Raw genomic sequence first — 25,104 nt, 5'->3', positions numbered from 1 at the left:
AAATTCCGTAATGCCCGCTTTGCCCCACACAAACGGGGGCGAGCGGGGGCGAGAGCACACGCTCCTCGCGAGGGAGGAGCGCGGCGCGGGCGCGGTGAGGGCGAGGGCGAGGGCGAGGGCGAGCAAACCTACCGGAGGGCGGGGAGCCTCAACTCGTACGATCGGCGATGACGTCGCAGAGACCTTCCATCGCCCGCTTCGCCTCACTCGCGGGCAGCGGCGCCAGGCGGGCCCGCGCCTCCTCGGCGTAGGACCGGACGGTCTCCCGCGCCCGCTTCATCGCCGCCGAGTCACGCAGCAGCGTCAGCGCCTCGGCGTGCAGATCGTCGTCGGTGATCGGGCCGGCCGACAGCAGTTCCCGCAGCCGGACCGCGGAAGCGTCGGTGTCGTCGCCGGCCAGCGCATAGAGCACCGGCAGCGTCGGGACGCCCTCGCGCAGGTCGGTGCCGGGCGTCTTGCCGGACTGGACCGACTCGCTGGTGATGTCGAGCAGGTCGTCGGAGAGCTGGAAGGCGATGCCGATGGTCTCGCCGTAACCCGCGAGCGCCTCCACGACCTCCGGGCGCGCGCCGGAGAACAGCCCGCCGAAGCGGACCGCCGTGGCGATCAGGGACGCCGTCTTCTCGGTGATGACGTGCAGGTGATGCTCGATCGGGTCGGTGCCGCGCGGGCCCACCGTCTCGGCGATCTGCCCGTGCACCAGCCGCGCGAACGTCTGCGCCTGCAGGTGGACCGCCTCGGTGCCGAGGGTGGCGGCCAGATCGGCGGCCTGGGCGAAGAGATAGTCGCCGACCAGGATGGCCACCGAGTTGCCCCACCGCGAGTTGGCACTCGGCGCGCCCCGGCGCACCAGCGCCTCATCCATGACGTCGTCGTGGTAGAGGGTCGCCAGATGGGTCAGCTCCACCACATTCGCCGCGGCGACGATCTCCGGCGCGCCGGGGTCGCCGAACTGCGCCCCGAGCGCGACGAGCAGCGGCCGGAACCGCTTGCCGCCGGCCTCGGCGAGATGCCGCGCGGCCTCGGCCACGAGCGGATCGGCGCTGGCCAGATGGCCGCGCAGCGCAACCTCCACAGCGGCCAGCGTCGCCGACACCGACTCGTCCACGGCGGGATCGACGTCGAGGCCCAGCGATGACAGCGCGAGATCGCTCGGGGTCAGATCACCGGTGCTCACCACACATTCACCTTGCCATACCGCCCGACCGCTTTCTGTCCCAGGGTGGCACGCGACAAGATCAAAAACCCGACAGCAGGGGTACGGCCACTCAGCCCCCGTGACGGACCCGGGACCGGATCGCCCGGTAGTCCGCCCACGGGATCACCGGACGGGCCAGTCCACGGCGTTCCAGGTACCGCTTGGTGGCCGCCTTGGTGTCCCGCAGGATGCGGAACTGGTCCAGCGGACTCCCCCGGTACCGGGCGCCGGGCTCGACGAGACGGTCCGGTTTGAGCAGCCAGCCGTTCCCGTCGGCGATCAGCTCGCCCCGCACGCTCGCGTTGTAGAGATTCCACAGCCGGTCGTCGTGCCGGTGCACGAGCAGCCCGGCCGGTCCCTCGGTGACGGGCACGTCGTCCGGCACGCCGACCCGGTACCCGCCGGGCGCCGGGCTCACCGTGGTCCGCAGGAGCACCGGGGCGCCGGTCTTGTCGACGGCGGTCAGGACCACCGAGTCGAAGCCGGCGAGCACCTCGGCGCCGAGCAGCGACGTCACCTTTGGGCGGGCCGGGACCGGTAGAGGCCGCTCGACGATCTCCGTCGGAGTGACGGTGATCAGCAGCCTCATGTAGTAGAAATCGGTCATCGCCGTCATCGGCCAGTCCAGGTAGGACTGCGAGTGCGGCTGCCGTGCCAGCAGCAGCTCCCAGAACGCCTCCAGGTCGCCCTCGGGCCGCACGCGGATCTCGTCCGGGCAGATCGCGTCACCCCGTACCAGAATCTGCTCAGGCTGCTTCAGACCGCTCGCGGTGGGGTCGGAGAAGAGCAGTGCCACCCGCCCGTCCCGCCTGATGTTGAGGGCCTTCCGGGGGTAACCCAGCGAGGTGGTGAGCAGGATCGTGCCGTCCTTCCGGACCAGCCCGGAGGTCGGCCAGGCGATCGGCGCCCCGCTCCTGGTCAGGGTGGCGAACTCGCACGTCCGGTAGGCCTGGAGGGTCTCGTTGAACACGCTCGGGTCAGACACGCGGCGAAGCTAGCCGCACCCGATCGACAACCGATGAACGACGAAGGCCCCGGCGCTCGCCGGGGCCTTCACGCGCTGATCAGAATCAGCGGACGAACTGCGCTGCCTCTCGGGTCAGATCGATCAGCGGCGCCGGTACGACACCGAGCGCCACGGTCACGAGGACGCCGAGACCCAGCACCGCCGAGGTGAGGAAGCCCGGGATGGAGACCGCCGGGGTGGACTCCCCCGGCTCGGACAGCCACATCAGCACGACGACCCGCAGGTACGGGAACGCCAACAGCATGCTCGTGATCACACCGAAGATCACCAGCCAGGTCTGGCCGCCCTCGACAGCCGCCCCGAAGACCGCGAACTTGCTGGTGAAACCACTGGTCAGCGGGATGCCGGCGAAGGCGAGCAGGATGAACGTGAAGATCCCGGCGAGCAGCGGGCTCTTCCGGCCGATGCCGGCCCACTTCGACAGGTGGGTGGCCTCGCCGTCCGGGTCGCGCACCAGACTGATGATCGCGAACGCGGCGAGCACCGAAAACCCGTACGCGACCAGGTAGAACATCGTGCTGCTGAGCCCCTCGTCGTTGAGCGCGAGGACACCCACCATGAGGTATCCGGCGTTCGCGATCGACGAGTAGGCCAGCAGGCGCTTCAGGTCGGTCTGGGTGACCGCCAGGACCGCGCCGACGAACATGGTGAGCACTGCGATGCCGCCGAGGACCGGCTGGAAGTCCCAGCGCACCCCCTCGAACGCCACGTAGAGCACCCGCAGCAGGGCCCCGAACGCGGCGACCTTGGTGCAGGCCGCCATGAACGCGGTGACCGGCGTCGGAGCGCCCTGGTAGACGTCCGGCGTCCAGACGTGGAACGGCGCCAGCGCGGCCTTGAAGAGCAGGCCGATCGCGACCATGCCCAGGCCCACGTAGAGCAGCACCTGGCTGCGCTGCGGGTTGGCGACCGCCTCGTGCACGACGCTCAGCTGGATCCCGCCGGCGAAGCCGTAGATGAAGGCCACCCCGAACAGGAAGAACGCCGAGGCGTACGAGCCGAGCAGGAAGTACTTGAGCGCGGCCTCCTGGCTGAGCAGCCGCCGGCGACGGGCCAGCGCGCACAGCAGGTAGAGCGGCAGCGAGAAGACCTCCAGCGCCACGAACATGGTGAGCAGGTCGTTCGCCGCCACGAAGAGGAGCATGCCGCCGAGCGCGAAGACGCTCAGCGGGTACACCTCGGTGGCGCCCGGCTGCCCACCGGCCTGCTGGGCGTCCTTCTGCGAGCCGGCGGTGACGGCCGCCTGGGAGACGAACACGCCGCCCCGCTCGATCGAGCGCTCCCCGATCAGCATCAGCGAGACCCCGCCGAGCACCAGGATCGAACCCTGCAGGAACAGGGTCGGCCCGTCCACGGCGACCGCGCCGCCGATGGTGATCGTCCGGGTACCGCGCTCCAGCACCACGGCGACCAGGGAGGCCACCACGGAGAGCAGGGCGAGCGACAGTTGTACGGCATTGCGGGCCCGGCGCGGGACGACCACCTCGACCAGCACGCCGAGACACGCCGCGCCGAAGAGGATCAGCATCGGGAGCAGTGCTCCGTAGTCGATCGGGGGCAGTTTCAACTGTTCCATGGTCAGCCGCCCACCTTTCCGCCGGCCTCCACGTTGGGGACCGGGTCCTTCGCGCCGACGTCCTGCATCGTCGCCTGCACCGCGGGATTGATCACATCGGTGATCGGCTTCGGGTAGAAGCCGAGCACCAGGAGCAGCACGATCAGCGGCGCGACGACCACCTTCTCGCGCAGGGTGATGTCCTTCGACATCGCCGGCACCTCGGTGAGGGCCGGGTTCAGGGTGCCCTGGGTGGTCCGCTGGATCATCCACAGCACGTACGCCGCGGCCAGCACGATGCCCAGGGTGGCCACCACGGCGTACCCCTTGTTGGTGCTGAAGGTGCCGATCAGGACCAGGAACTCACTGACGAACGGGGCGGTGCCGGGCAGCGCCAGCGAGGCGAGACCGGCGAAGAACAGCACCCCGGCCAGCACCGGCATCAGCTTGCCGGCCCCGCCGAAGTCGCTGACCAGCGACGACCCGCGCCGCGCCACGAACATGCCGACCACGATGAACAGCAGGCCGGTGGCCAGGCCGTGGTTGACCATGTACAGCACCGCACCGGTCCCGGCCTGCGTGGTGAAGGCGAAGATGCCGATGCCGATGAAACCGAAGTGCGCGATCGAGGTGTACGACACCAGGCGCTTGAGGTCGTTCTGGCCGACCGCCAGCAGGGCCGCGTAGATGATGCCGATCACCGCGAGCACCATGGCGGCCGGGGCGAACCAGTGCGACGCCTCCGGGAAGAGCGAGAGGCAGTAGCGCAGGATGCCGAACGTGCCGACCTTGTCCATCACGCCGACCAGCAGCGCCGCGGCGCCGGCCGGAGCCGCCCCACCGGAGTCGGGCAGCCAGGTGTGGAACGGGAAGAACGGCGCCTTGATCGCGAACGCCACGAAGAAGCCGAGGAACAGCCACCGGGCGGTGTTCTGGTCGATCGACGCGGTCGACTCGGCCAGCTTCGTGAAGTCGAAGGTGTGCCCGCCGAGCACCCACAGCCCGATCACGGAGGCCAGCATGAAGAGGCCGCCGACCAGGCTGTAGAGGAAGAACTTGACCGCCGCGTACTGCTTCTGGCCGCTGCCGAACGACCCGATGATGAAGTACATCGGGATCAGCATGATCTCGAAGAACACGTAGAACAGGAAGATGTCCGCCGCGGCGAACACCCCGATCATCGTGAACTCGAAGGACAGCAGCAGCGCGAAGTAGGCCGGGGCCGACCGGGTGCTCTGGTCGACGTCGTTCCAGGACGCCAGGATGACGACCGGGAACAGGACGGCGATCAGCATCAGCATGACGAGCGCGATGCCGTCGGCCGCGAAGGTGAAGTTGGCGCCCCAGGCCGGGATCCAGGTGTACGACTCCCGGAACTGGAAGCGCTCGCCGCCGTCGACGGTCCACGCCAGCCACATGACGACGCTCAGCGCCAGGACCAGCACGGACCAGCCGAGCGCGACCGTCTTGGCCAGCCCCGCCTTGGTCCGCGGGATGAACGCCACCACCAGGGCCCCCACCAGGGGCAGGAGCGTGAGGACGGAAAGGAACGGAAAGTCTTTCACGCCAACCACCCCAGCTGGATCGCGAGGAAGGCGCCGACCACGAGCATGGCGCCGGTGAGCATGGACAGCGCGTACGACCGGACGAAGCCGGTCTGCAGCCGCCGCAGCCTGCCGGAACCACCGCCGATGCCGGCGGCGATGCCGTTGACCACGCCGTCGATCCCCTTGTTGTCGAGGAAGACCAGCGCCCGGGTCAGGTAGACCCCGGGACGCTCGAACACCGCCTCGTTGAACGCGTCGGTATAGAGGTTGCGCCGGGCCGCGGTGACCAGCACACCGGCCGGCTCCGGTTCGAGCGCCGTGCCGTTGCGGAACAGCGCCCAGGCCAGTCCCGCGCCGATCACCGGGATCACGATGCCCAGGATCTGCAGCACCACATGCGGGAGCACCGTCGCGTGCTCCTCGCCGTGCTCACCCAGTACCGGCGTCAGCCAGTCCGGCACGGTGCTGGCCATCAGGCCACCGGCCGCGACCGAGCCGATCGCGAGCAGGATCAGCGGGATCGTCATGATCGCCGGGGACTCGTGCGGGTGCTTGTTGTCCTCGGTCCAGCGCGCCGGGCCGTGGAACGTGAGCACGAAGAGCCGGGTCATGTAGAAGCCGGTCAGGCCCGCGCCGAGCAGCGCCGCGCCACCGAAGACCCAGGGCTGCCATCCTTCGCCCTCGAAGGCGGCCGCGATGATCGGCTCCTTCGAGAAGAAGCCGGACAGCGGCGGGATGCCGATGATCGCGAGCCAGCCGGTGCCGAAGGTCAGCCAGGTGATCTTCATGTGCTTCGACAGGCCGCCGAACCGCCGGATGTCGACCTGGTCGTGCATCCCGTGCATGACCGAGCCGGCCCCGAGGAACATGTTGGCCTTGAAGAAGCCGTGCGCCAGCAGGTGGACGATCGCCAGGGCGTACGCCCCGCCGCCGAGCCCGACGCCGAGGAACATGTAGCCGATCTGGGAGACCGTCGACCAGGCCAGGACCCGCTTGATGTCGTCCTTGGCCGCGCCGATGAGACAGCCCATCAGCAGGGTGACCGCGCCGATGCTGACCACGATCAGCTGCAGCGTCTCGTTGGCCGAGAAGATCGGGTTGGAGCGGGCGATCAGGTAGACACCGGCGGTGACCATGGTCGCGGCGTGGATGAGGGCGGAGACCGGGGTCGGGCCCTCCATCGCGTCCGGGAGCCACGCCTGCAGCGGGAACTGGCCGGACTTGCCGCAGGCGCCGAGCAGCAGCAGGATGCCCATCGCCAGGACGGTTCCGGCGGCCAGCTTGTCGACGCCGTTGAAGACACCGTCGTACTGGGTGGTGCCCAGCTCGGTGAACATCAGGAAGATGCCGATCGCCAGGCCGGCGTCGCCGACCCGGTTCATCAGGAACGCCTTCTTGCCGGCGGTGGCCGCCGACGGCCTGGTGTACCAGAACGAGATCAGCAGGTACGACGCCAGACCGACGCCCTCCCAGCCGAAGTACAGCATCACGTAGTTGTTGCCCAGGACCAGCAGGAGCATCGCCGAGACGAACAGGTTGAAGTAGGCGAAGAACTTCCGCCGGCCGGGGTCGTGCTCCATGTAGCCCACCGCGTACAGGTGGATCAGGGAGCCGACACCGGTGATCAGCAGCACGAAGACACCGGCCAGCGGGTCGAAGAGCAGACCGAAGTCCACCTTCAGATCGCCGACCACGATGAAGTCCCAGAGGCTCAGCTCAGCGGACCGCTTCGCGGCGTCCAGGCCGGACAGGTTGAGAAAGAAGATCAGCCCGAGTACGAACGACGCGGCGACCGAGGCCACGCCGAGCCAGTGCCCCCACCTGTCGGCCCGTTTGCCGAGCAGCAGCAGGATGGTCGCACTGGCCAGCGGGATGGCCACGAGCAACCAGATGTTGCTCAGCACTCCCGTCGCCGGGGCGAATGTGTGTTCCACGAAAGGCCCCTTCAGTACTTCAGGAGGTTCGCGTCGTCGACGCTCGCCGAGCGTCGCGTACGGAAGATCGACATGATGATGGCGAGGCCGACCACGACCTCGGCCGCGGCGACGACCATCACGAAGAACGAGATGATCTGGCCGTCCAGGCCGCCGTTGATCCGGCTGAAGGTGATCAGCGCGAGGTTCGCGGCGTTGAGCATCAACTCGATGCACATGAACAGGACGATCGCGTTGCGGCGGACCAGCACCCCGGCGGCGCCGATGGTGAACAGGATCGCCGACAGCACCAGGTAGTAGTCAGGAGTCACTTCTCGGTTCCCTTCGGCGCCGCCTCCGCCTGGCTCAGCTCACGAACCGGCAGGATCGGCGAGATGCTCCGCTCGGCTCCGTTGCCGTCCGGCAGGCGGGCGGGAGCGGCCACCGACATGGTGTTCGCGTAGATACCGGGGCCGGGCTTCGGACCGGGGTAGTTGCCCGGCCGGAAGCGTTCCTTCATCCGGGTCACCTGGTCCCGCTTGTCCTCCTTGGCCTTCTCGACGTGCGCCAGGATCATCGCGCCGACCGCGGCCGTGATCAGCAGGGCCGAGGTGACCTCGAAGGCGAAGACGTACTTGGTGAACAGGAGCGAGGCCAGGCCCTCGACGTTGCCGTTCGCGTTCGCCTTGTCCAGGCCGACGGTGAACGTCGAGCCGAGGGCACGGGCCAGGCCCGTGCCGATCAGCGCGGCGAACCCGATGCCGAGCACGATCGCCGCGATCCGCTGACCACGCAGCGTCTCGATCAGCGAGTCCGACGCGTCCCGGCCGACCAGCATCAGCACGAAGAGGAACAGCATCATGATCGCGCCGGTGTAGACGATGATCTGCACGAAGCCGAGGAACGGCGCCGAGTTGATCACGTAGAAGAACCCGAGGTTCAGCATCGTGACGACCAGCCAGAGCGCGGAGTGCACCGCGTTGCGGGCCAGCACCATGCCGAGGGCCCCGATCACGGCCAGCGAGCCGAGGATCCAGAAGGCGACCTGCTCGCCGGTGGAGACGGCGTTCATTCCGCATCTCCCTGCGAGATCGGTGCGCGCTCGGCGCCCACCGAGGTGCCCGGGTTGGTGAGCGCGCCGACGTAGTAGTCCTTGTCGGTCTCGCCCAGCAGCATCGGGTGCGGCGGCTGCTCCATGCCCGGCAGCAGCGGGGCCAGGAGCTCCTTCTTCGTGAAGATCAGGTCCTGGCGGCTGTCGCGGGCCAGCTCGTACTCGTTGCTCATGGTCAGCGACCGGGTCGGGCAGGCCTCGATGCACAGGCCGCAGAAGATGCAGCGCGCGTAGTTGATCTGGTAGATCTTCGCGTACCGCTCGCCCGGCGAGAACCGCTGCTCGTCGGTGTTGTCGCCACCCTCGACGTAGATCGCGTCGGCCGGGCAGGCCCAGGCGCACAGCTCACAGCCGATGCACTTCTCCAGGCCGTCCGGGTGCCGGTTGAGAATGTGCCGCCCGTGGTAGCGCGGCGCCGGCTTCGGCGGGGAGAACGGGTAGTCGGTGGTGATCACCTTGCGGAACATGTGCGCGAAGGTCACGCCGAAACCCTTGAAGGAGCCGGTGAACGTACCCACGTCACACCTCCTTCGAAACGGGGTCGCGTTCGGCAACCGCGCGACGGACTCGGGGGCTCGGCGGGACCTGCAGGTCCATCGGCGGCACCGGGAAACTGCCCGGCGGCCGCTGGTGCAGTTCCTCCTCGATGGAGAGCTGTTTCGGCTTCTTCGGTGACGGCCAGCCCCAGGCGATCGCCAGAACGAGCACCGCCACGACGCCGGTGGTGACCCAGCGGGTGGTGTCCGAGATGGCGCCGCTGCGGGCGACCTTGAAGAACGCCAGGAAGAGGATCCACACCAGGCTGACCGGGATGAGGACCTTCCACCCGAAGCGCATGAACTGGTCGTAGCGCATCCGGGGGAGCGTGGCCCGCAGCCAGATGAAGCCGAAGAGCAGGATCAGCACCTTGCCGAAGAACCAGAGCAGCGGCCAGTAGCCGGAGTTCGCACCCTCCCAGAACGTGGTGATCGGGGCCGGAGCCCGCCATCCACCCAGGAAGAGCGTGGTGCAGAAGGCCGAGACGGTGATCATGTTGATGTACTCGGCGAGGAAGAACAGCGCGAACTTGAACGACGAGTACTCCGTGTGGAAGCCGCCGACCAGCTCGGACTCCGCCTCGGGGAGGTCGAACGGTGCCCGGTTGGTCTCACCGACCGCCGCGATCATGTAGATGATGAAGCTCGGCAGGAGCTGCACCGCATACCACCCGGGGGCGGTCACCTCGAAACCGAAGAGCTGCACCGGGTCGCCCGAGGCCTGCGCCGCGACGATCTGCGAGGTGCTCATCGTGCCGGCGGTCATGAACACCGCCACGATCGACAGGCCCATCGCGACCTCGTACGAGATCATCTGAGCGCTCGACCGCAGGCCACCGAGCAGCGGGTAGGTCGAGCCGGACGCCCAGCCCGCCAGCACCACGCCGTAGACGCTCATCGACGAACAGGCCAGCAGCACCAGCACCGAGACCGGCACGTCGGTGAGCTGCAGCGCGGTCTGGTGACCGAACATGTTCACCACGCCGCCGAACGGCATCACCGAGAACGCGGTGAACGCCGTGGTCGCGGAGATCACCGGAGCGATGAAGTAGACCACCTTGTCGGCGGTCTTCGGGATGATCTCCTCCTTGAACGGCAGTTTCAGGCCGTCGGTGAGGCTCTGCAACCAGCCCTTGGGGCCGACCTGGTTGGGGCCCGGCCGGACCGCCATCCGGGCCACGACCTTGCGCTCGTAGTTGATGGTGAACAGCGTCAGCAGCAGGAGCAGCGCGAAGACGCCGACCAGCTTGATGAGGACGATCCACCAGATGTCGTTCTCGAACGTCTCGAGAGTCGGGTCGACGGCCGTGGCCGCCGTGACGAACGAGGTCATCGGGCCGCCTCCTCGGCGAGGATCGGGCCGGGGACGCCGGCCGTCAGGGTGACCACCGCACCGGCGGTGACCCCGAGACTGCGCCGGACCGTCGAGCCCGGCGAGTTCGTCGGCAGCCACACCACCCGCGGCGGCAGATCGGTGATCGCGGCCGGCAGCGTGATCGAGCCCCGGTCGGTGCCGACCGTGACCAGGTCACCGTCGGCGAGCCCGAGCGACTCGGCCAGGTCCTTGCCGATCCGGGCGACCGGCGGCCGCGCGGTGCCGGCCAGCACCTGGTCGCCGTCGAGCAGCGAGCCCAGGTCGATCAGCTGGTGCCAGGTGGCGAGGACCGCCTGGTTCTCGGCCGGCTGCGCGGCACGGGCGGCCGCGACGCTCGGACGGACCGGGCTCGGCAGCGTGCTGCCGGGCAGCCCGCCCAGCTCACGACGGACCGCGTTGACGTCGCCGGTGTTCAGGCTGACGTCGAGCAGGGCGGCGATCGCCTCCAGCACCCGGCCGTCGGTCATCGCGGTGCTCTTCAGCACCGCGCCGAACGACCGGAGCCGGCCCTCCCAGTCCATGTACGTGCCGGCCTTCTCCACGGCCGGCGCGATCGGCAGGACCACGTCGGCCCGCCGGGTCACGGCGCTCTGCCGCATCTCCAGGCTGACCAGGAACGGCACCGTGTCCAGCGCGTTCTCGGCGAGCGTCGGGTCGGCCAGGTCGGCCGGGTCCACACCGCCGACCAGCAGGGCGCCGAGGGTGCCGTCCGCGGCCGCCGCGATGATCCGGTCGGTGTCGCGGCCGGGGGTGCCGGGCACGACTCCGGCGTCGACCTTCCAGGCCAGCGACAACGCGGCTCGGGCCGCGTCGTCGGTCACCGGACGGCCGCCGGGCAGCAGGTTGGGCAGGCAGCCGGCGTCGATCGCGCCGCGGTCGCCGGCCCGGCGGGGCACCCACGCGAGCTTGGCGCCGGTGCGAGCGGCCAGGTCGGCGGCCGCGCTGAGCGCGCCCGGCACGGTGGCCAGGCGCTCCCCGACGATCAGCAGGGCGCCGGGTGCGCCGAGTGCCTCGGCCACCGCGGCGTCGGACGCGAGGATGTGCGCCTCGTCACCGGGGACTGCCGCGACGAGCGCGGCGCCGATCTTCTCCAGACCGCGGGAGAGGTACGCCGAGACAGCCGTGACCCGGAGCTTCCGGCGGATGTGGCCCTTGCGCAGGCGCAGGAAGAGGATCGGTGACTCCTCCTCCGGCTCCAGTCCGGCGAGCACCACCGACGGGGCGTTCTCCACCTGCTCGTACGTCACCTCGGTGATCCCGGCGACCGCGGCGGCCAGGAAGTCGGCCTCCTCGGTGGTGGTCACCGGCGAGCCGGTCGCGCGCAGCGGCCGGGCCCGGAAGTCGACGTCGTTGGTGCCGAGGACGGTCCGGGCGAACTTCGCGTAGGCGTACGCGTCCTCGACGGTGAGCCGGCCGCCGGTGAGGACACCCACGCCGCGCTCCTTGGCGGCCTTGAGCCCCTCGGCCGCCGCGAGCAGCGCCTCACTCCAGGAGGCTTCCCGCAGCTCGCCGGTCTTGGTGTCGCGGATCTGCGGGGTCAGGATGCGGTCGGTGGCGGTGGCGTAGCGGAAACCCCAGCGGCCCTTGTCGCAGTTCCACTCCTCGTTCACCGCCGGGTCGTCACCGGCCAGCCGGCGCAGCACCTTTCCACGGCGGTGGTCGGTGCGCTGCGAGCAGCCGGAGGCGCAGTGCTCACAGGCGCTCGGCGTGGAGACCAGGTCGAACGGGCGGGCCCGGAACCGGTACTGCTCGCCGGTCAGCGCGCCGACCGGGCAGATCTGGATGGTGTTGCCGGAGAAGTACGAGTTGAACGCGACGTCGCCCTCGCCCTCGCCGACCTGCCCGTCGCCGGTGCCGGCGCCGCCGAAGAAGTCGTCCCGGTAGACGTTGATCTGCTCGCCGGAGGACCGGTCCATCAGGTCGATGAACTTGTCACCGGCGATCTCCTCGGAGAACCGGGTGCACCGCTGGCACAGCACGCAGCGCTCGCGGTCGAGGAGCACCTGGCTGGAGATGTGGATCGGCTTCTCGTACTCCCGCTTCTCCTCCTTGAACCGCGAGTCGGCGCGGCCGGTGCTCATCGCCTGGTTCTGCAGCGGGCACTCACCGCCCTTGTCGCAGGTGGGGCAGTCGAGCGGGTGGTTGATCAGGAGCAGCTCCATCACGCCGGCCTGCGCCTTCGCGGCGACCGGCGAGCTGAGCTGGGTCTTGACCACCATGCCCTCGGCCACCGTCTGGGTGCAGGAGGCGACCGGCTTGCGCTGGCCCTCCACCTCGACGAGGCACTGCCGGCAGGCGCCGGCCGGGGCGAGCAGCGGGTGGTCGCAGAACCGCGGGATGGCGATGCCCATCCGCTCGGCGACCCGGATGACCAGCTCGCCCTTCTCCGCGACGACCTCTACGCCGTCGATGATGAGAGAGACCTGATCGGCCCTCTTCTGAACATCCGTCATATCAGTGCGCTCCTACGAGGGACTTCTCGGAGAGCCGCGGCGCGGTGCGGCCCTCGATGTAGCCGAGGTAGTCGTCCCGGAACCACTTGAGCGTCGACACGACCGGCGTCGCCGCGCCGTCGCCGAGGCCGCAGAAGGACCGGCCGAAGATGTTGTCGGCGGTGTCCTGCAGGGTGTCCAGGTCCTTGACGGTGCCGTGACCGGCGAGAATCCGCCGGTAGGTGCGCACCATCCAGTAGTTGCCCTCCCGGCACGGGGTGCACTTGCCGCACGACTCGTGGTGGTAGAACTCCAGCCACCGCCACGTGTTGTAGACCGGGCAGTCCTGGTCCGAGAAGATCTGCATCGCCGTGGTGCCGAGGATCGAGCCGGCCGCCGCTACGCCCTCGAAGTCCATCGGGGTGTCGATGTGCTCGGCGGTCAGCAGCGGCGTCGACGAGCCACCCGGCGTCCAGAACTTCAGGTTGTGACCGGGCTGCATGCCGCCGGCCAGCTCGATCAGCTCGCGCAGGGTGATGCCGAGGCCGCACTCGTACTGACCGGGATTGACCACCCGGCCGGACAGCGAATAGATCATCGGGCCGGACGACTTCTCCGTGCCCATGCTCTTCCACCAGTCGGCGCCGCCCAGCACGATGTAGGGCACGCTGGCGATGGTGCCGACGTTGTTGACCACGGTCGGGCTGGCGTAGAGACCGGCGATCGCCGGGAACGGCGGGCGCAGACGGGGCTGCCCACGGAACCCTTCGAGAGAGTCCAGCAATGCGGTCTCTTCACCACAGATGTACGCCCCGGCGCCGCTGTGGACGACCAGGTCGAGGTCGAATCCCGAGCCAAGGATGTTCTTGCCGAGATACCCCTTGGCGTACGCCTCCTGGACGGCGTTGCGCAGCCGGCGAGCGGCGTGTACCGCCTCACCGCGGATGTAGATGAACGCCCGGTTCGCACGGATCGCGTAGGAGGCGATGATCGCGCCCTCGACCAGCGAGTGCGGGTCGTAGGTCATCAGCGGCAGGTCCTTGCAGGTGCCCGGCTCGCCCTCGTCGGCGTTGATCACCAGGTAGTGCGGCTTGCCGTCGCCCTGCGGGATGAAGCCCCACTTGAGGCCGGTCGGGAAGCCGGCGCCGCCGCGGCCGCGCAGGCCGGAGTCCTTGATCAGCTGGATCAGGTCGTCCGGGTGCACGTCGAGCGCCTTGCGGATCGCGCGGTAGCCGTCCAGCTGCTCGTAGACCCCGATCTGCCAGGCGTCCGGCGACAGCCAGCGCTTGGTCAGGACCGGGGTGAGTTTCTGCAGGACCTCCTGCCGTGGCTGGGTCACTTCGCTCCCTCCCCACCACTCGGGCGGGCGTCACCGGCGGGCTTGGCGTCGGAGGCCGGCTTGTTCGCGGCCACGCCGGCCGCCTCGGCCTTGGTGGCCACCTCGTCCTTGGGCAGCGGCTTGGTCTTGGTGATCGGGGTGTCCGGGTCGAACCCGGCCACCGCGACACCGTGCTCCTGCGCGAGCCGCACGCCGCGCAGGGTGGGTGCGCCGGCCACGCCGTCGGCGACCGCCCCGTCGCGGGGGTCCGCGAACCCGGCGAGCTGGTACTGCATCTCCTTGAGCGAGCAGATCCGCGCACCACGCGCCGGGGTGTGCTCGCGGCCCTGGCGCAGGTTCTCCACCAGCTCGACTGCGCTCTCCGGGGTGGCCTGGTCGACGGTGAAGTCGTAGTTGACCGTCACCACCGGCGCGTAATCGCAGGCCGCGAGGCACTCGGCGTGCTCCAGCGTGATCTTGCCGTCGGCCGTGGTCTCGTCGTGGCCGACGCCGAGGTGCTCGACCAGCTGGTCGTACACCTCCTGGCCGCCCAGGACGTTGCAGAGGGTGTTGGTGCAGACGCTGACCAGGTACTCACCGGTGGGCCGGCGCTTGTACATGGTGTAGAAGGTCGCGACCGCCCCTACCTGGGCCTTGTTGATGCCCAGCACCTCGGCGCAGAACGCCACCCCGTTCGGGCTGACGTACCCCTCCTCGGTCTGCACCAGGTGCAGCAGCGGCAGCAGGGCCGAGCGCTCCCGGCCGGCCGGGTACCGGGCCAGGATCTCCCTGGCCGGTTCGAGAAGTTTCGCCGCCAGCGGTTCGGCGGCCGGCGAGAATTCCACCGTTGTCATCGGTCACACCCACCCATCACGGGATCCAGCGAAGCGCCGCCGGCGATCACGTCGGCCAACAGGGCGCCCTCGGCCATCGCGGGAATGGCCTGGAGGTTCACGAAGCTCGGCTCGCGGTAGTGCACCCGGTACGGATGGGTGCCCCCGTCGGAGACCGCGTGCACGCCGAGTTCGCCACGCGGGTGCTCGACCGCGACATAGACTTGGCCGGGCGGAACCCGGAAGCCCTCGGTGACGAGCTTGAAGTGGTGGATCAGCGACTCCATCGACTGACCCATGATCTTGGCGACGTGTTCGAGGGAGTTCCCGAGCCCGTCGAGGCCGAGCGCCAGCTGCGACGGCCAGGCGATCTTCTTGTCCTCGATCCAGATCGGCCCGGGCTTGAGACGGTCCAGAGCCTGCTCGACGATCTTCAGCGACTCCCGGATCTCCGCCATCCGGACCAGGTACCGGCCCCAGACGTCGGCGGTCGTCGCGGTCGGCACGTCGAACTCGTAGTTCTCGTAGCCGCAGTACGGCATGGTCTTGCGCAGGTCCCAGGGCAGGCCCGCCGAGCGCAGCACCGGGCCGGTGATGCCGAGCGCGAGGCACCCGGTCACGTCCAGCACGGCGACGCCCTGTGTCCGCTGCTGCCAGATGATCTGGCCGGACAGCATGGCCTCGTACTCCTTGAGCTTCTTCGGCAGGTATTTGAGGAAGTCGCGGATCTTGCGGATCGCGGACTCCGGCACGTCCTGCGCGAGGCCGCCGGGGCGGATGTAGCCGTTGTTCATCCGCAGGCCGGAGGTCTCCTCGAAGATGTCGAGGATGTACTCCCGCTCGCGGAAGCCGTACAGCATCATCGAGATCGCGCCCAGCTCCATGCCCGTGGTCGCGAGCCAGACCAGGTGCGAGGCGATCCGCTGGAGCTCCATGAACATGACGCGGATCGTGTTGGTCCGCTCGGTGATCTGGTCGGTGACGCCGAGCAGCTTCTCCACCGCGAGGCAGTAGGCCACCTCGTTCGACATGTTCGCGAGGTAGTCCATGCGGGTCACGAAGGTGACGCCCTGCGTCCAGTTCCGGTATTCGAGGTTCTTCTCGATGCCGGTGTGCAGGTAGCCGATGACCGGACGGGCCTCGGTGACCGTCTCGCCCTCGAGCTCCAGCACGAGCCGGAGCACGCCGTGTGTCGACGGGTGCTGCGGGCCCATGTTGACGACGATCTTCTCGTTGCTGAGCGGGTCGATGCTGGACGTGATGCTGTCCCAGTCGCCACCGGTGACCGTGAAGACCCGGCCCTCGGTCGTCTCGCGCTCGGCTGCGTACTCAGATGTGGTCACTGGTAGACCCTCCGCTGGTCGGGAGGCGGAATCTCGGCGCCCTTGTACTCGACGGGCACGCCGCCGAGTGGGTAGTCCTTGCGCTGGGGGTGGCCCTCCCAGTCGTCCGGCATGAGGATGCGGGTGAGGTTCGGGTGGCCGGCGAAGACGACGCCGAACATGTCGTAGACCTCGCGCTCCTGCCAGTCCGCGGTCGGGTAGACCCGGGTGACGCTCGGAACGGTGACGCCCTCGGCCACCGCGACCTCCAGCCGCACGCGGCGGCGATAGGTCATCGAAGTCAATTGATAAGCGACGTGAAAACGGCGCTCGTCGGAGCTGAGATAATCCACTCCGTCAACGGACGAACACAGTTCGAAGCGCAGCGAGGCGTCGTCACGCATTACCTGACACACCTCGGCGATGTGCTCGGCACGTACGTGAAGTGTGAGTTCGGCCCTATCTACGACCACCTTCTCGATGGCTTCGGAGAGGGCCGGATAAGCTTCTTCCAACGCGTCATAGACGTCGTCGAAATACCCGCCGTAAGGCCGTGGGCTGTCAAAAACAGCAGGTCGAGGGCGGACCAGGCGACCGAAGCCGGAAACGTCTCCGGTCCCCTTGACGCCGAACATGCCCTTATCCGGGCTGGGCGGCGTCTGTGCCGGAGCACCCAATTCGGCGCCCGCCGGGACACTACCCTGAGTTCCGGGCTCAATACTCATTTGTGGGCCTCCCGCAAATGCGGCTGGAGCTTCATCCAGTTCTCGATCCGCAATTGCTCTTCGCGTCCCTCTTTGACGGCCTGGGTCCATTCCTCACGACGGACCTTGTCCACACGGTAGGACGACGGCATGGCTCCCGGGGCGACGATCGGAGTTCGGCCCTCGGCCTGCCGAGCTTCGAGCATCTTCCGGCCGTTGGGGCCGAGGGGTTGCGCCATGACCTTCTCGCGCATCTTGAGGATCGCGTCGATCAGCATTTCCGGGCGCGGGGGACAGCCCGGGAGGTAGACGTCGACCGGAATGATGTGGTCGACACCCTGGACGATCGCGTAGTTGTTGAACATCCCGCCGGAGGACGCACAGACACCCATCGAGATCACCGATCGCGGCTCGGGCATCTGGTCGTAGATCTGCCGGACCACCGGGGCCATCTTCTGACTGACCCGGCCCGCCACGATCATCAGGTCGGCCTGACGGGGCGAGGCCCGGAACACCTCCATCCCCCAGCGACCGAGGTCGTAGTGGGGACCACCGGAGGCCATCATCTCGATGGCGCAGCAGGCGAGGCCGAACGTGGCGCCCCAGAACGACGACTTCCGAGCGTAGTTGGACAGTTTCTCGACGCTCGTCAGCAGGATGCCTGCCGGGAGTTTCTCTTCGATTCCCATGTCGCAATGCCTTCCAGTGAGAAGACCTAAAAAGTCGTTGGGGTCAGTCCCAGTTGAGGCCGCCGCGCCGCCATACGTACGCGTAGGCGATGAAGACGGTGAGGATGAACAGGACCATCTCCACGAACCCGAACAGGCCGAGCATGTCGAAGGAGACGGCCCACGGGTACAGGAAGATGGTCTCGATGTCGAAGATGATGAAGAGCATGGCGGTCAGGTAGAACTTCACCGGGAACCGCCCGCCACCGATCGGCGTTGGCGCCGGCTCGATTCCGCACTCATAAGCGTCGAGTTTCGCGCGGTTGAAGCGCTTGGGCCCGACGATGGGGGCGACGGACACCGAGAACAACGCGAACAGGGCGCCTAGAATCAGCAACCCGACGATCGGGACATAAGGGTTGATCGTCATTTCTACTCCCGTACGACTGTTAGCCGCTTCACACTAGTTACTGTGGTTGTGCTGTCCTTTGGTCGGGGTGCCTGATTTGCCTGATTTCCAAGTCAGACGGAGGGCGCCACCTTGGTCAAACCGTTGATGATGCGATCCATGGCGTCGCCACCCCGGGGGTCGGTGAGGTTGGCCAGGAGCTTGAGGACGAACTTCATGAGCAGGGGCTGCGGCATGCCGTACTTGGTCGCCAACCTCATGATCTGCGGATTGCCGATCAGCTTCACGAAGATCCCGCCGATCCGGTAATAACCACCGAACCGGAGACTCAACTCGGCGGGGTACGCCTGGAGAGCCCGCTCGCGCTCGGGGCCGAACGGACGGGCCAGGGCCTGCACCGCCACCTCGGCCGCCATCTCGCCGGACTCCATCGCGTAGGCGATGCCCTCGCCGTTCATCGGGTTGACCATGCCGCCGGAGTCGCCGACCAGCAGCACGCCACGGGTGTAGTGCGGCACCCGGTTGAAGCCCATCGGCAGAGCGGCGCCCAGGGTCGGGCCGTCCGCGTTGTCCTCGTCGCGCAGGCCCCACTCCTCGGGGGTGCTGCCGAGCCAGTCGGTGAGCAGGTGCCGGTAGTTCGTCTTGCCGAACGCGTCGGATGAGTTGAGGATGCCGAGGCCCACGTTGACCCGGCCGTCGCCCAGCCCGAAGATCCAGCCGTAGCCGGGCAGGAGCCGCGCCGGGTCCTGCGCGCTGCGCAGCTCCAGCCAGGACTCCAGGTAGTCGTCGTCGGCCTTGACCGCCGAGTGGTAATACCGCCGGACCGCCACACCGAGCGGCCGGTCGTCGCGCTTGGCCAGGCCGAGCGCGAGGGGGAACTTGCCGGAGACGCCGTCCGCGGTGATCACCAGCGGAGCCCGGAACTGAGCCGGCTCCTTGCCGGGACCGACCTTGGCCTCGACGCCGATCACGTAGCCGTCGTCGTTCTGCACCGGGCCGGTGACGTTCACCCCGGTCCGCAGCAGGGCGCCGGCCTCGACCGCGCGCCGGGCCAGCATGTCGTCGAAGTCCATCCGGGTACGGACGAGGCCGTAGTTGGGGAAGCTGGCCAGCTCGGGCCAGTCCAGCTCGAGCCGGACGCCGCCACCGATCACCCGCAGGCCCCGGTTCTGCAGCCAGCCCGCTTTCTCCGAGGTGTCGACACCCATCCGGATGAGCTGGCGGACCGCGCGCGGGGTCAGGCCGTCGCCGCAGACCTTCTCGCGGGGGAACTCGGTCTTCTCCAGGAGCAGGACCCGGACGCCGTGCCGAGCCAGGTGGTACGCCGCCGCGGAACCGCCCGGGCCCGCTCCGACCACGATCACGTCCGCCTCGTCGGCGACGGGCCCACTCGCTACGTGGTCGTTCACGGTCCAACCTCCGCCTCGCTCGGGATGCTCGTGAATTAGTTCACAAGCATGCCTCGATCGGAGTCTAGGCCGACAATCGAAGATCTTTGCGCTTAGGTCCGCCTAATTGTTTCGCCCGGACTAACGTCCCTGCTCAGGCACCTGAAGGACCCGGTCCGCCACGCCGAGAGCCGGACCGTCAAGGTGCTCGCGGATGGTTCCCCCCATCGCCCGGTCGAGGGCCACGATCAGCCCTTCGACAAGATCCTGGGCGAGATCGGGGTCCTGCGCCGCGACCGCCCGGAGCCGGGTGGCCAGCTCGGTGGCACGGCGCTCACCCGCCTCACCCTCGTCGATGGGGAGGTCGATGTCGGTGTCGTCGAGTTGTCCGATATCAGTCATGATCCGAGCAAAGCAGCGCATTCACCGCTTTGTTCAGCGAATGACGGTTTTACACCCGAGTGGCCCGATGCAGGGCCACGATCCCGCCGGTCAGGTTGCGCCAGCCGACCCGATCCCACGGGCCGGCCCCGGCGATCCGGGTCGCCAGGCCCTGCTGGTCGGGCCAGGCCCGGATGGACTCGGCGAGATAGACATACGCCTCGGGGTTGCTCGCCACCGCACGCGCCACGGCCGGCAGCGAGCGCATCAGATATTGCAGGTAGACGGTCCGGAAGGGGCCGTTGACCGGGTGGCTGAACTCGCACACCACCAGACGCCCGCCCGGCCGGGTCACCCGGGCGAACTCCCGCAGCGCCGCACCGGTGTCGACCACGTTGCGCAGCGCGAAGGAGATCGTCACGGCGTCGAAGGTGGCATCCGCGAAGGGCAGCCGCAGCGCGTCACCGGCCAGCAGCGGCACCTCGGCCCGCACCCGGCGACCGGCCCGCAGCATGCCCACCGAGATGTCCGCGCCGACCGCGAACGCGCCCGACCGGCTCAGCTCCTCGGTCGACACCCCGGTGCCCGCGCCGACATCCAGCACCCGCTCCCCCGGCCGCAGCCCGAGGGCCGCCCGGGTGGAACGCCGCCACCCCCGGTCCTGCCCGAAGGAGATCACCGTGTTGGTGAGGTCGTACCGATTCGCCACGCCGTCGAACATCTCGGCGACCTCGTGCGGCTGCTTGTCCAGATCTGCGCGCGTCACGAGGCAAGCCTGCCAGATAACAGAACGGGCGGGATGGTCACCCATCCCGCCCGTGCCTTGTGCGTTATATATACGACCGCCATCGGTCGGGTCCGAATGCTCGTCACCCACGCTGACCGCGGCAGGCGACGTATAAGTGTTCCGGTGCCTTACACAGGCAACGTAACCAGCGGAAAGGACCCGGTACAGCCAACCGGCGGGCTCGTTACGAAGGAGCAACCCAGCCTCACCGGTCCGACGACCCGAACCTGGCCGAACGGCTGACTGCCACCCCCCGAACGGACCGGTTCGGTCAGGCGACGTCGACCATCGGGAGCTGTTTACGGCCCCCGCCGGGCAGCGCGATCGAGGAGAAGTGCGAGACCACGCGGTCGTCGGTCGGGTCGTCGGCCGGCGTGTGGTGCACGGCGAGATGCCTGTACCAGGTGTCACGCCAGGCCGGGATCCGGTCCGCCGTACGAATCATCGAGATCAGCTCCTGCAGGTTCGACCGGTGCTTGGCGCCGGCCGAGGAGATCACGTTCTCCTCCAGCATGATCGAGCCCAGGTCGTCGACGCCCATGTGCAGCGAGAGCTGGCCGATGTCCTTGCCGGTGGTCAGCCAGGACGCCTGCAGGTGGGACACGTTGTCGAAGAAGAGCCGGGAGACCGCGATGAACCGCAGATACTCCATGGTGGTGGCCTGGGTGCGGCCCTTGAGATGGTTGTTCTCCGGCTGGTAGGTCCACGGGATGAAGGCCCGGAAGCCGCCGACCTCGTGCGACTGCTCCACCGCCACGTCCTGGTAACCGTTCGCCACGGCCAGGTCCTGCACGTCACGGATCATCCGGATGTGCTCGATGCGCTCGGCGTTGGTCTCACCCGTACCCATCATCATGGTCGCGGTCGAGGAGAGGCCGTGCCGATGCGCGATGGCCATCACCTCCAGCCACCGGGCGCCGCTCTCCTTGAGCGGGGCGATCGCCTTGCGCGGGCGGTCCGGGAGCATCTCGGCGCCGGCCCCGGCGATCGAGTCGAGCCCGGCCGCCTTGATCCGGATCACCGCCTCCTCGATGGAGACACCGTCGACCTTGGCCATGTGCAGGATCTCGCTCGGGCCGATCGAGTGGATCGCGAGCTGCGGGAACGCCTGCTTGACCGAGGAGAAGAGATGCTCGTAATACGCCACCCCGAAGTCGGGGTGGTGGCCACCCTGGAGCATCACCTGGGTGGCGCCGAGGTCGACCGCCTCACCCGCCCGCCGCAGGATCTCCTCGGTCGGGTGCGCCCAGCCCTCCTTGTGCTTGGGGGCCCGGAAGAACGCGCAGAACTTGCACGCCGTCACGCAGACGTTCGTGTAGTTGATGTTGCGGTCGATCAGGTAGGTGACGATGCCCTCCGGATGACGCCGGCGCCGGACCGCGTCGGCCGCCTCGCCCAGCGCGTGGAACGGGGCCTCCGTGTAGAGCAGCAGCGCCTCCTCGGGCGTGATCCGCCCGCCGTCGGCGCCGCGCTGCAGGATGCTGTCGATCTCCGGATTCGCGGTCACGATCTGAAGCGTACGTCCAGCGGCCGTCAACCGTCAGCGGCGAGGGTCACCGGGGCGGCCCCTGCCGGCGGATAGGCTCGACGGGTCGTCGCGGGGGGTTCGCTCCCGTCGTCCAGGGGGTGCGAGTGCTCGTCGTGCACGGTGGATGGGTGCCCGGCCGCGGGCTGGTCATCTGGGCCGAGGATCCGGGCCTGCCGTCGGCCACCACCTCGCGCGCGCGATCCCGGCCACACCCGTTCGCCACCGCCGAGCTTCCGGACGTGCCCGGGGCGGTCGCCGGTGCGGCGCAGCTCACGCTCCCGTCGGCCGGCGGTGGCCCGCTGCCGTCGCCGGAGACCGGCCTGGAGACCACGGCCCGGGGCGTCCGGCTCGCGGTCTGGACGGTTCCGGCGCTGACCGTGCCCGGTCCGGAGGCGCTCGCCGTCCTCGGGTCGCTCGCCGAGCCCGATCCGGACGCGCCGTGGGTCGCCGGGTCGTCGCTGCGCTACCTGAGCCTGCTCGCCGGGTATGCGTGCGACCTGGCCCGGCGCGGCCGGATGCTGCCGCAGCTGGTGATCGAGGGCGGGATGCCCACGGCTCGCTGGCGGCCGGTGCTGACCGGCGGCGACACCGCCTCCTTCCGGGACTTCGCGGCCGGCATGCCGCCGGTGGTCCGCGCCTTCGGCGAAGGTCAATCCCTGGGGCGTACGGTGCGCGACGCCCTCGAATGGATGCTCGACAGCGCGGCCCGGGCCGTCCTGCCGGACCGGTTGATGGTCGGCCAGCGCCCCGGGCCGAAAGCCGCCCTCCCCGACCGCTGGCTCGCCGCGCTGACCGGTGACCCGGCGCTCCCGGGCGCCGCCGATGCCGACGTCCGTGACCTGCGCCGGGCTCTCGACGACTGGATGCGCGCCGCCAACGAGGCGCACGGGCCGATCCGGGTCAGCTTCCGGCTGATCGAGCCGGCGCCGGAGACCGACGTGTGGGCGATGGAGTTCGCGCTGCAGTCGGCCGAGGACCCGGCGCTCTATCTGCCGGCCGCGGACCTGTGGGCCGGCGCCCGTTTCCCCGGCCTGCCCCGCCGCCCCGACGAGACCCTGCTCGCCGGGCTGGGCCGCGCGGTCCGCCTGTTCCCGTTACTGCACGTGGCGCTGCTCGAGCAGCGCCCGGCCGAGATGACTCTCAGTACTGCCGAGGCCTACGAGTTTCTGCGTCAGGCCGCCCCGCTGCTGCAGGCCGCCGGGTTCGGGGTGCAGCTGCCGGCGTGGGCCGGGCGGAAGGCGGTGGGCCTCAAGATGACCACCCGCACGAAGTCGAAGTCCGGTTCCGGGCAGGCCGCTGCGGACTCCGGGTTCGGCCTGGAGCAGCTCGTCGACTTCCGCCTGGACCTGGTGATCGGCGACAGCGTGGTGAGCGCCGAGGAGCTGGCCGAGCTGGCCCGGCTCAAGGTGCCGATGGTCCGGGTCCGCGGGCAGTGGGTGGAGCTCGACGACCGGCAGCTGAAGGCGGCGCTCAAGGCGGTCGGGCAGCGGCGCGAGGGCGAGATGACCGCGGGAGAGCTGCTGCGGCAGGTGGTCGAGGGCGGCGACGAGGATCTGCCGCTGGTCGAGGTGGACGCCGACGGCGATCTCGGTGATCTCCTCTCCGGGCAGGCTGCCGAGCGGTTGAGCCCGATGGCCACTCCGGCCGGATTCCAGGGAGTGCTCCGGCCGTACCAGGAGAGGGGTCTGTCGTGGTTGACCTTCTTGGGTCGCCTCGGCCTGGGCGGGGTCCTCGCTGACGACATGGGGCTGGGCAAGACCGCCCAGACGTTGTCGCTGCTGCTCACCGACGAGGGCGCGAAGACCCTGCTGGTCTGCCCGATGTCGCTGGTCAGCAACTGGTTCAAGGAGGCCGGCCGGTTCGCGCCGGGGCTGCGCGTCTACGTGCACCACGGCGGCACCCGGATGCGGGGCGAGGAGTTCGACGAGGCGGTCGCCGGGGCGGACCTGGTGATCACCACGTATGGGACTGCGCTGCGTGATCTGGCGACACTACGCACGGTGACCTGGAGCCGGGTGGTCTGCGACGAGGCTCAGGCGATCAAGAACAGTGGCACCCGGCAGTCGCAGGCGGTCCGGGCCATCCCGGCGCGGACCCGGGTGGCGCTGACCGGCACCCCGGTGGAGAACCATCTCGCCGAGCTGTGGTCGATCATGGATTTCTGCAATCCCGGGCTGCTCGGGCCGGCGAAGCGGTTCCGCCGCCGGTTCCAGGAGCCGATCGAGAGCCGGCAGGACGAGGACGCCACCGCCGCCCTGAAACGGGCCACCGGACCGTTCGTGCTACGCCGCCTCAAAACCGACAAGAGCATCATCTCGGACCTGCCGGAGAAGAACGAGATGAAGGTGTGGTGCTCGCTCACTCCCGAGCAGGCCACCCTCTACCAGGCCGTGGTCGAGGACATGATGGCCGAGATCGAGAGCAGCGAGGGCATTCAGCGCCGCGGCAACGTGCTGGCCGCGATGATGAAGCTGAAGCAGGTCTGCAACCATCCGGCCCACCTGCTCAAGGACGGCTCCCGGCTGCCCGGGCGGTCCGGCAAGCTGGCCCGCCTGGAGGAGCTGGCCGACGAGATCATCGAGGACGGCGACAAGGCCCTGATCTTCACGCAGTACGCCGAGTGGGGCACGCTGCTGCAGCCCTACCTCGCCGCGCACACCGAACGACCGGTGCTCTGGCTGCACGGCGGCCTGAGCAAGGCCCGCCGGGACGAGCTGGTCGAGCGCTTCCAGACGTCCGGCGAGCCGATGCTGTTCCTGCTGTCGCTCAAGGCGGCCGGCACCGGCCTCAACCTGACCGCCGCCAACCACGTCGTCCACTTCGACCGGTGGTGGAACCCGGCGGTCGAGGACCAGGCCACCGACCGGGCCTTCCGGATCGGGCAGTCGCGCAACGTGCAGGTCCGTAAGTTCATCTGCACCGGGACGCTGGAGGAGAAGATCGACGCGATGATCGAGCGGAAGAAGGCGCTGGCCTCCTCGGTCGTCGGGACCGGCGAGGAGTGGATCACCGATCTGAGCACCGACCAGCTGCGGGAGCTGTTCTCGCTGGACCCGGCGGCGGTGCGCTGAG

The 25,104-nt window shown here is 69.0% G+C and carries 20 protein-coding genes and 1 pseudogene; 1 reads left to right on the top strand and 20 read right to left on the bottom strand.

The window, feature by feature from the left end; all coding sequences use genetic code 11:
• Positions 1-148: 148 nt before the first annotated feature.
• The 20 genes and pseudogenes from BM290_RS34215 to mqnC all read right to left on the bottom strand — a co-directional run bounded on the left by BM290_RS34215 (position 149) and on the right by mqnC (position 22,011).
• Entirely contained in the window at positions 149-1,141 is a 993-nt protein-coding gene (locus tag BM290_RS34215) for a polyprenyl synthetase family protein (RefSeq protein ID WP_373871129.1), read from the bottom strand.
• Positions 1,142-1,268: 127 nt separating this feature from the next.
• On the bottom strand, positions 1,269-2,183 hold the full coding sequence (locus BM290_RS34210) for a pyridoxamine 5'-phosphate oxidase family protein (RefSeq protein WP_093620075.1): 915 nt from the start codon (positions 2,181-2,183) through the stop codon (positions 1,269-1,271).
• Positions 2,184-2,268: 85 nt separating this feature from the next.
• A complete protein-coding gene (gene nuoN, locus BM290_RS34205) occupies positions 2,269-3,801 on the bottom strand; it encodes an NADH-quinone oxidoreductase subunit NuoN (RefSeq protein WP_093620074.1) in 1,533 nt (510 codons plus the stop codon).
• 2 nt (positions 3,802-3,803) lie between these two features.
• Positions 3,804-5,345, bottom strand: a complete 1,542-nt coding sequence (locus BM290_RS34200) for an NADH-quinone oxidoreductase subunit M (RefSeq protein ID WP_093620073.1) — start codon at positions 5,343-5,345, stop codon at positions 3,804-3,806.
• Positions 5,342-7,261, bottom strand: coding sequence for an NADH-quinone oxidoreductase subunit L (gene nuoL / locus BM290_RS34195; RefSeq protein ID WP_093620072.1), 1,920 nt, complete (start codon positions 7,259-7,261; stop codon positions 5,342-5,344). The genes BM290_RS34200 and nuoL overlap by 4 nt, the downstream gene beginning before the upstream one ends.
• Before the next feature lie 11 nt (positions 7,262-7,272).
• Positions 7,273-7,572: an NADH-quinone oxidoreductase subunit NuoK gene (nuoK, locus tag BM290_RS34190; protein ID WP_093620071.1), complete on the bottom strand. Its 300-nt coding sequence runs from the start codon at positions 7,570-7,572 to the stop codon at positions 7,273-7,275.
• Positions 7,569-8,312: an NADH-quinone oxidoreductase subunit J gene (locus tag BM290_RS34185; RefSeq protein ID WP_093620070.1), complete on the bottom strand. Its 744-nt coding sequence runs from the start codon at positions 8,310-8,312 to the stop codon at positions 7,569-7,571. The genes nuoK and BM290_RS34185 overlap by 4 nt, the downstream gene beginning before the upstream one ends.
• Positions 8,309-8,869 carry an NADH-quinone oxidoreductase subunit NuoI gene (gene nuoI, locus BM290_RS34180; RefSeq protein ID WP_093620069.1) on the bottom strand — a complete coding sequence of 187 codons (561 nt, stop codon included), beginning with the start codon at positions 8,867-8,869 and terminating at the stop codon, positions 8,309-8,311. Before nuoI ends, BM290_RS34185 begins: the two co-directional genes overlap by 4 nt.
• A 1-nt stretch (position 8,870) precedes the next feature.
• Positions 8,871-10,220 carry an NADH-quinone oxidoreductase subunit NuoH gene (gene nuoH, locus BM290_RS34175; protein WP_093620068.1) on the bottom strand — a complete coding sequence of 450 codons (1,350 nt, stop codon included), beginning with the start codon at positions 10,218-10,220 and terminating at the stop codon, positions 8,871-8,873.
• Positions 10,217-12,715 carry an NADH-quinone oxidoreductase subunit G gene (locus tag BM290_RS34170; RefSeq protein ID WP_093620067.1) on the bottom strand — a complete coding sequence of 833 codons (2,499 nt, stop codon included), beginning with the start codon at positions 12,713-12,715 and terminating at the stop codon, positions 10,217-10,219. The genes nuoH and BM290_RS34170 overlap by 4 nt, the downstream gene beginning before the upstream one ends.
• Position 12,716: 1 nt before the next feature.
• Positions 12,717-14,033 carry an NADH-quinone oxidoreductase subunit NuoF gene (gene nuoF, locus BM290_RS34165; protein ID WP_093620066.1) on the bottom strand — a complete coding sequence of 439 codons (1,317 nt, stop codon included), beginning with the start codon at positions 14,031-14,033 and terminating at the stop codon, positions 12,717-12,719.
• Between the two features lie 8 nt (positions 14,034-14,041).
• Positions 14,042-14,866: pseudogene (gene nuoE / locus BM290_RS34160) on the bottom strand (NADH-quinone oxidoreductase subunit NuoE); the annotation flags it as partial.
• A complete protein-coding gene (locus tag BM290_RS34155) occupies positions 14,863-16,188 on the bottom strand; it encodes an NADH-quinone oxidoreductase subunit D (protein WP_093620064.1) in 1,326 nt (441 codons plus the stop codon). The pseudogene nuoE and the gene BM290_RS34155, both read right to left, overlap by 4 nt.
• Entirely contained in the window at positions 16,185-16,892 is a 708-nt protein-coding gene (locus tag BM290_RS34150; RefSeq protein ID WP_093620063.1) for an NADH-quinone oxidoreductase subunit C, read from the bottom strand. Before BM290_RS34150 ends, BM290_RS34155 begins: the two co-directional genes overlap by 4 nt.
• Positions 16,889-17,560 carry a NuoB/complex I 20 kDa subunit family protein gene (locus BM290_RS34145; RefSeq protein ID WP_093620062.1) on the bottom strand — a complete coding sequence of 224 codons (672 nt, stop codon included), beginning with the start codon at positions 17,558-17,560 and terminating at the stop codon, positions 16,889-16,891. Before BM290_RS34145 ends, BM290_RS34150 begins: the two co-directional genes overlap by 4 nt.
• A 43-nt stretch (positions 17,561-17,603) precedes the next feature.
• Positions 17,604-17,969 carry an NADH-quinone oxidoreductase subunit A gene (locus BM290_RS34140; protein WP_425319650.1) on the bottom strand — a complete coding sequence of 122 codons (366 nt, stop codon included), beginning with the start codon at positions 17,967-17,969 and terminating at the stop codon, positions 17,604-17,606.
• Between the two features lie 92 nt (positions 17,970-18,061).
• Positions 18,062-19,357: a geranylgeranyl reductase family protein gene (locus BM290_RS34135; RefSeq protein WP_093620061.1), complete on the bottom strand. Its 1,296-nt coding sequence runs from the start codon at positions 19,355-19,357 to the stop codon at positions 18,062-18,064.
• 120 nt (positions 19,358-19,477) lie between these two features.
• A complete protein-coding gene (locus BM290_RS34130) occupies positions 19,478-19,738 on the bottom strand; it encodes a hypothetical protein (RefSeq protein ID WP_093620232.1) in 261 nt (86 codons plus the stop codon).
• A gap of 49 nt (positions 19,739-19,787) precedes the next feature.
• On the bottom strand, positions 19,788-20,528 hold the full coding sequence (locus BM290_RS34125) for a demethylmenaquinone methyltransferase (RefSeq protein WP_093620060.1): 741 nt from the start codon (positions 20,526-20,528) through the stop codon (positions 19,788-19,790).
• 247 nt (positions 20,529-20,775) lie between these two features.
• Complete coding sequence (mqnC, locus tag BM290_RS34120; RefSeq protein ID WP_093620059.1) at positions 20,776-22,011, bottom strand: cyclic dehypoxanthinyl futalosine synthase; 1,236 nt, start codon at positions 22,009-22,011, stop codon at positions 20,776-20,778.
• Between the two features lie 125 nt (positions 22,012-22,136).
• Between mqnC and BM290_RS34115 the strand changes: the two genes are divergently transcribed.
• Positions 22,137-25,103: a DEAD/DEAH box helicase gene (locus BM290_RS34115; protein ID WP_093620058.1), complete on the top strand. Its 2,967-nt coding sequence runs from the start codon at positions 22,137-22,139 to the stop codon at positions 25,101-25,103.
• The last annotated feature ends 1 nt before the right edge of the window (position 25,104 follow it).

This window comes from Actinoplanes philippinensis (assembly GCF_900113015.1).
Lineage (GTDB): Bacteria > Actinomycetota > Actinomycetes > Mycobacteriales > Micromonosporaceae > Actinoplanes > Actinoplanes philippinensis.
Note: the sequence above shows the minus strand (reverse complement) of the source record. Positions and strands in the feature narration are given on the sequence as shown.

What these genes read in the sequence shown, in the direction of transcription:
- nuoN (WP_093620074.1), bottom strand. Translation starts at nt 3,801, where the DNA reads ATGGAACAGTTGAAACTGCCCCCGATCGACTACGGAGCACTGCTCCCG.
- BM290_RS34170 (WP_093620067.1), bottom strand. Translation starts at nt 12,715, where the DNA reads ATGACGGATGTTCAGAAGAGGGCCGATCAGGTCTCTCTCATCATCGAC.
- BM290_RS34145 (WP_093620062.1), bottom strand. Translation starts at nt 17,560, where the DNA reads ATGGGAATCGAAGAGAAACTCCCGGCAGGCATCCTGCTGACGAGCGTC.
- nuoH (WP_093620068.1), bottom strand. Translation starts at nt 10,220, where the DNA reads ATGACCTCGTTCGTCACGGCGGCCACGGCCGTCGACCCGACTCTCGAG.
- BM290_RS34130 (WP_093620232.1), bottom strand. Translation starts at nt 19,738, where the DNA reads ATGACTGATATCGGACAACTCGACGACACCGACATCGACCTCCCCATC.
- BM290_RS34150 (WP_093620063.1), bottom strand. Translation starts at nt 16,892, where the DNA reads ATGAGTATTGAGCCCGGAACTCAGGGTAGTGTCCCGGCGGGCGCCGAA.
- BM290_RS34125 (WP_093620060.1), bottom strand. Translation starts at nt 20,528, where the DNA reads ATGGGTGACCATCCCGCCCGTTCTGTTATCTGGCAGGCTTGCCTCGTG.
- BM290_RS34185 (WP_093620070.1), bottom strand. Translation starts at nt 8,312, where the DNA reads ATGAACGCCGTCTCCACCGGCGAGCAGGTCGCCTTCTGGATCCTCGGC.
- BM290_RS34140 (WP_425319650.1), bottom strand. Translation starts at nt 17,969, where the DNA reads ATGACGATCAACCCTTATGTCCCGATCGTCGGGTTGCTGATTCTAGGC.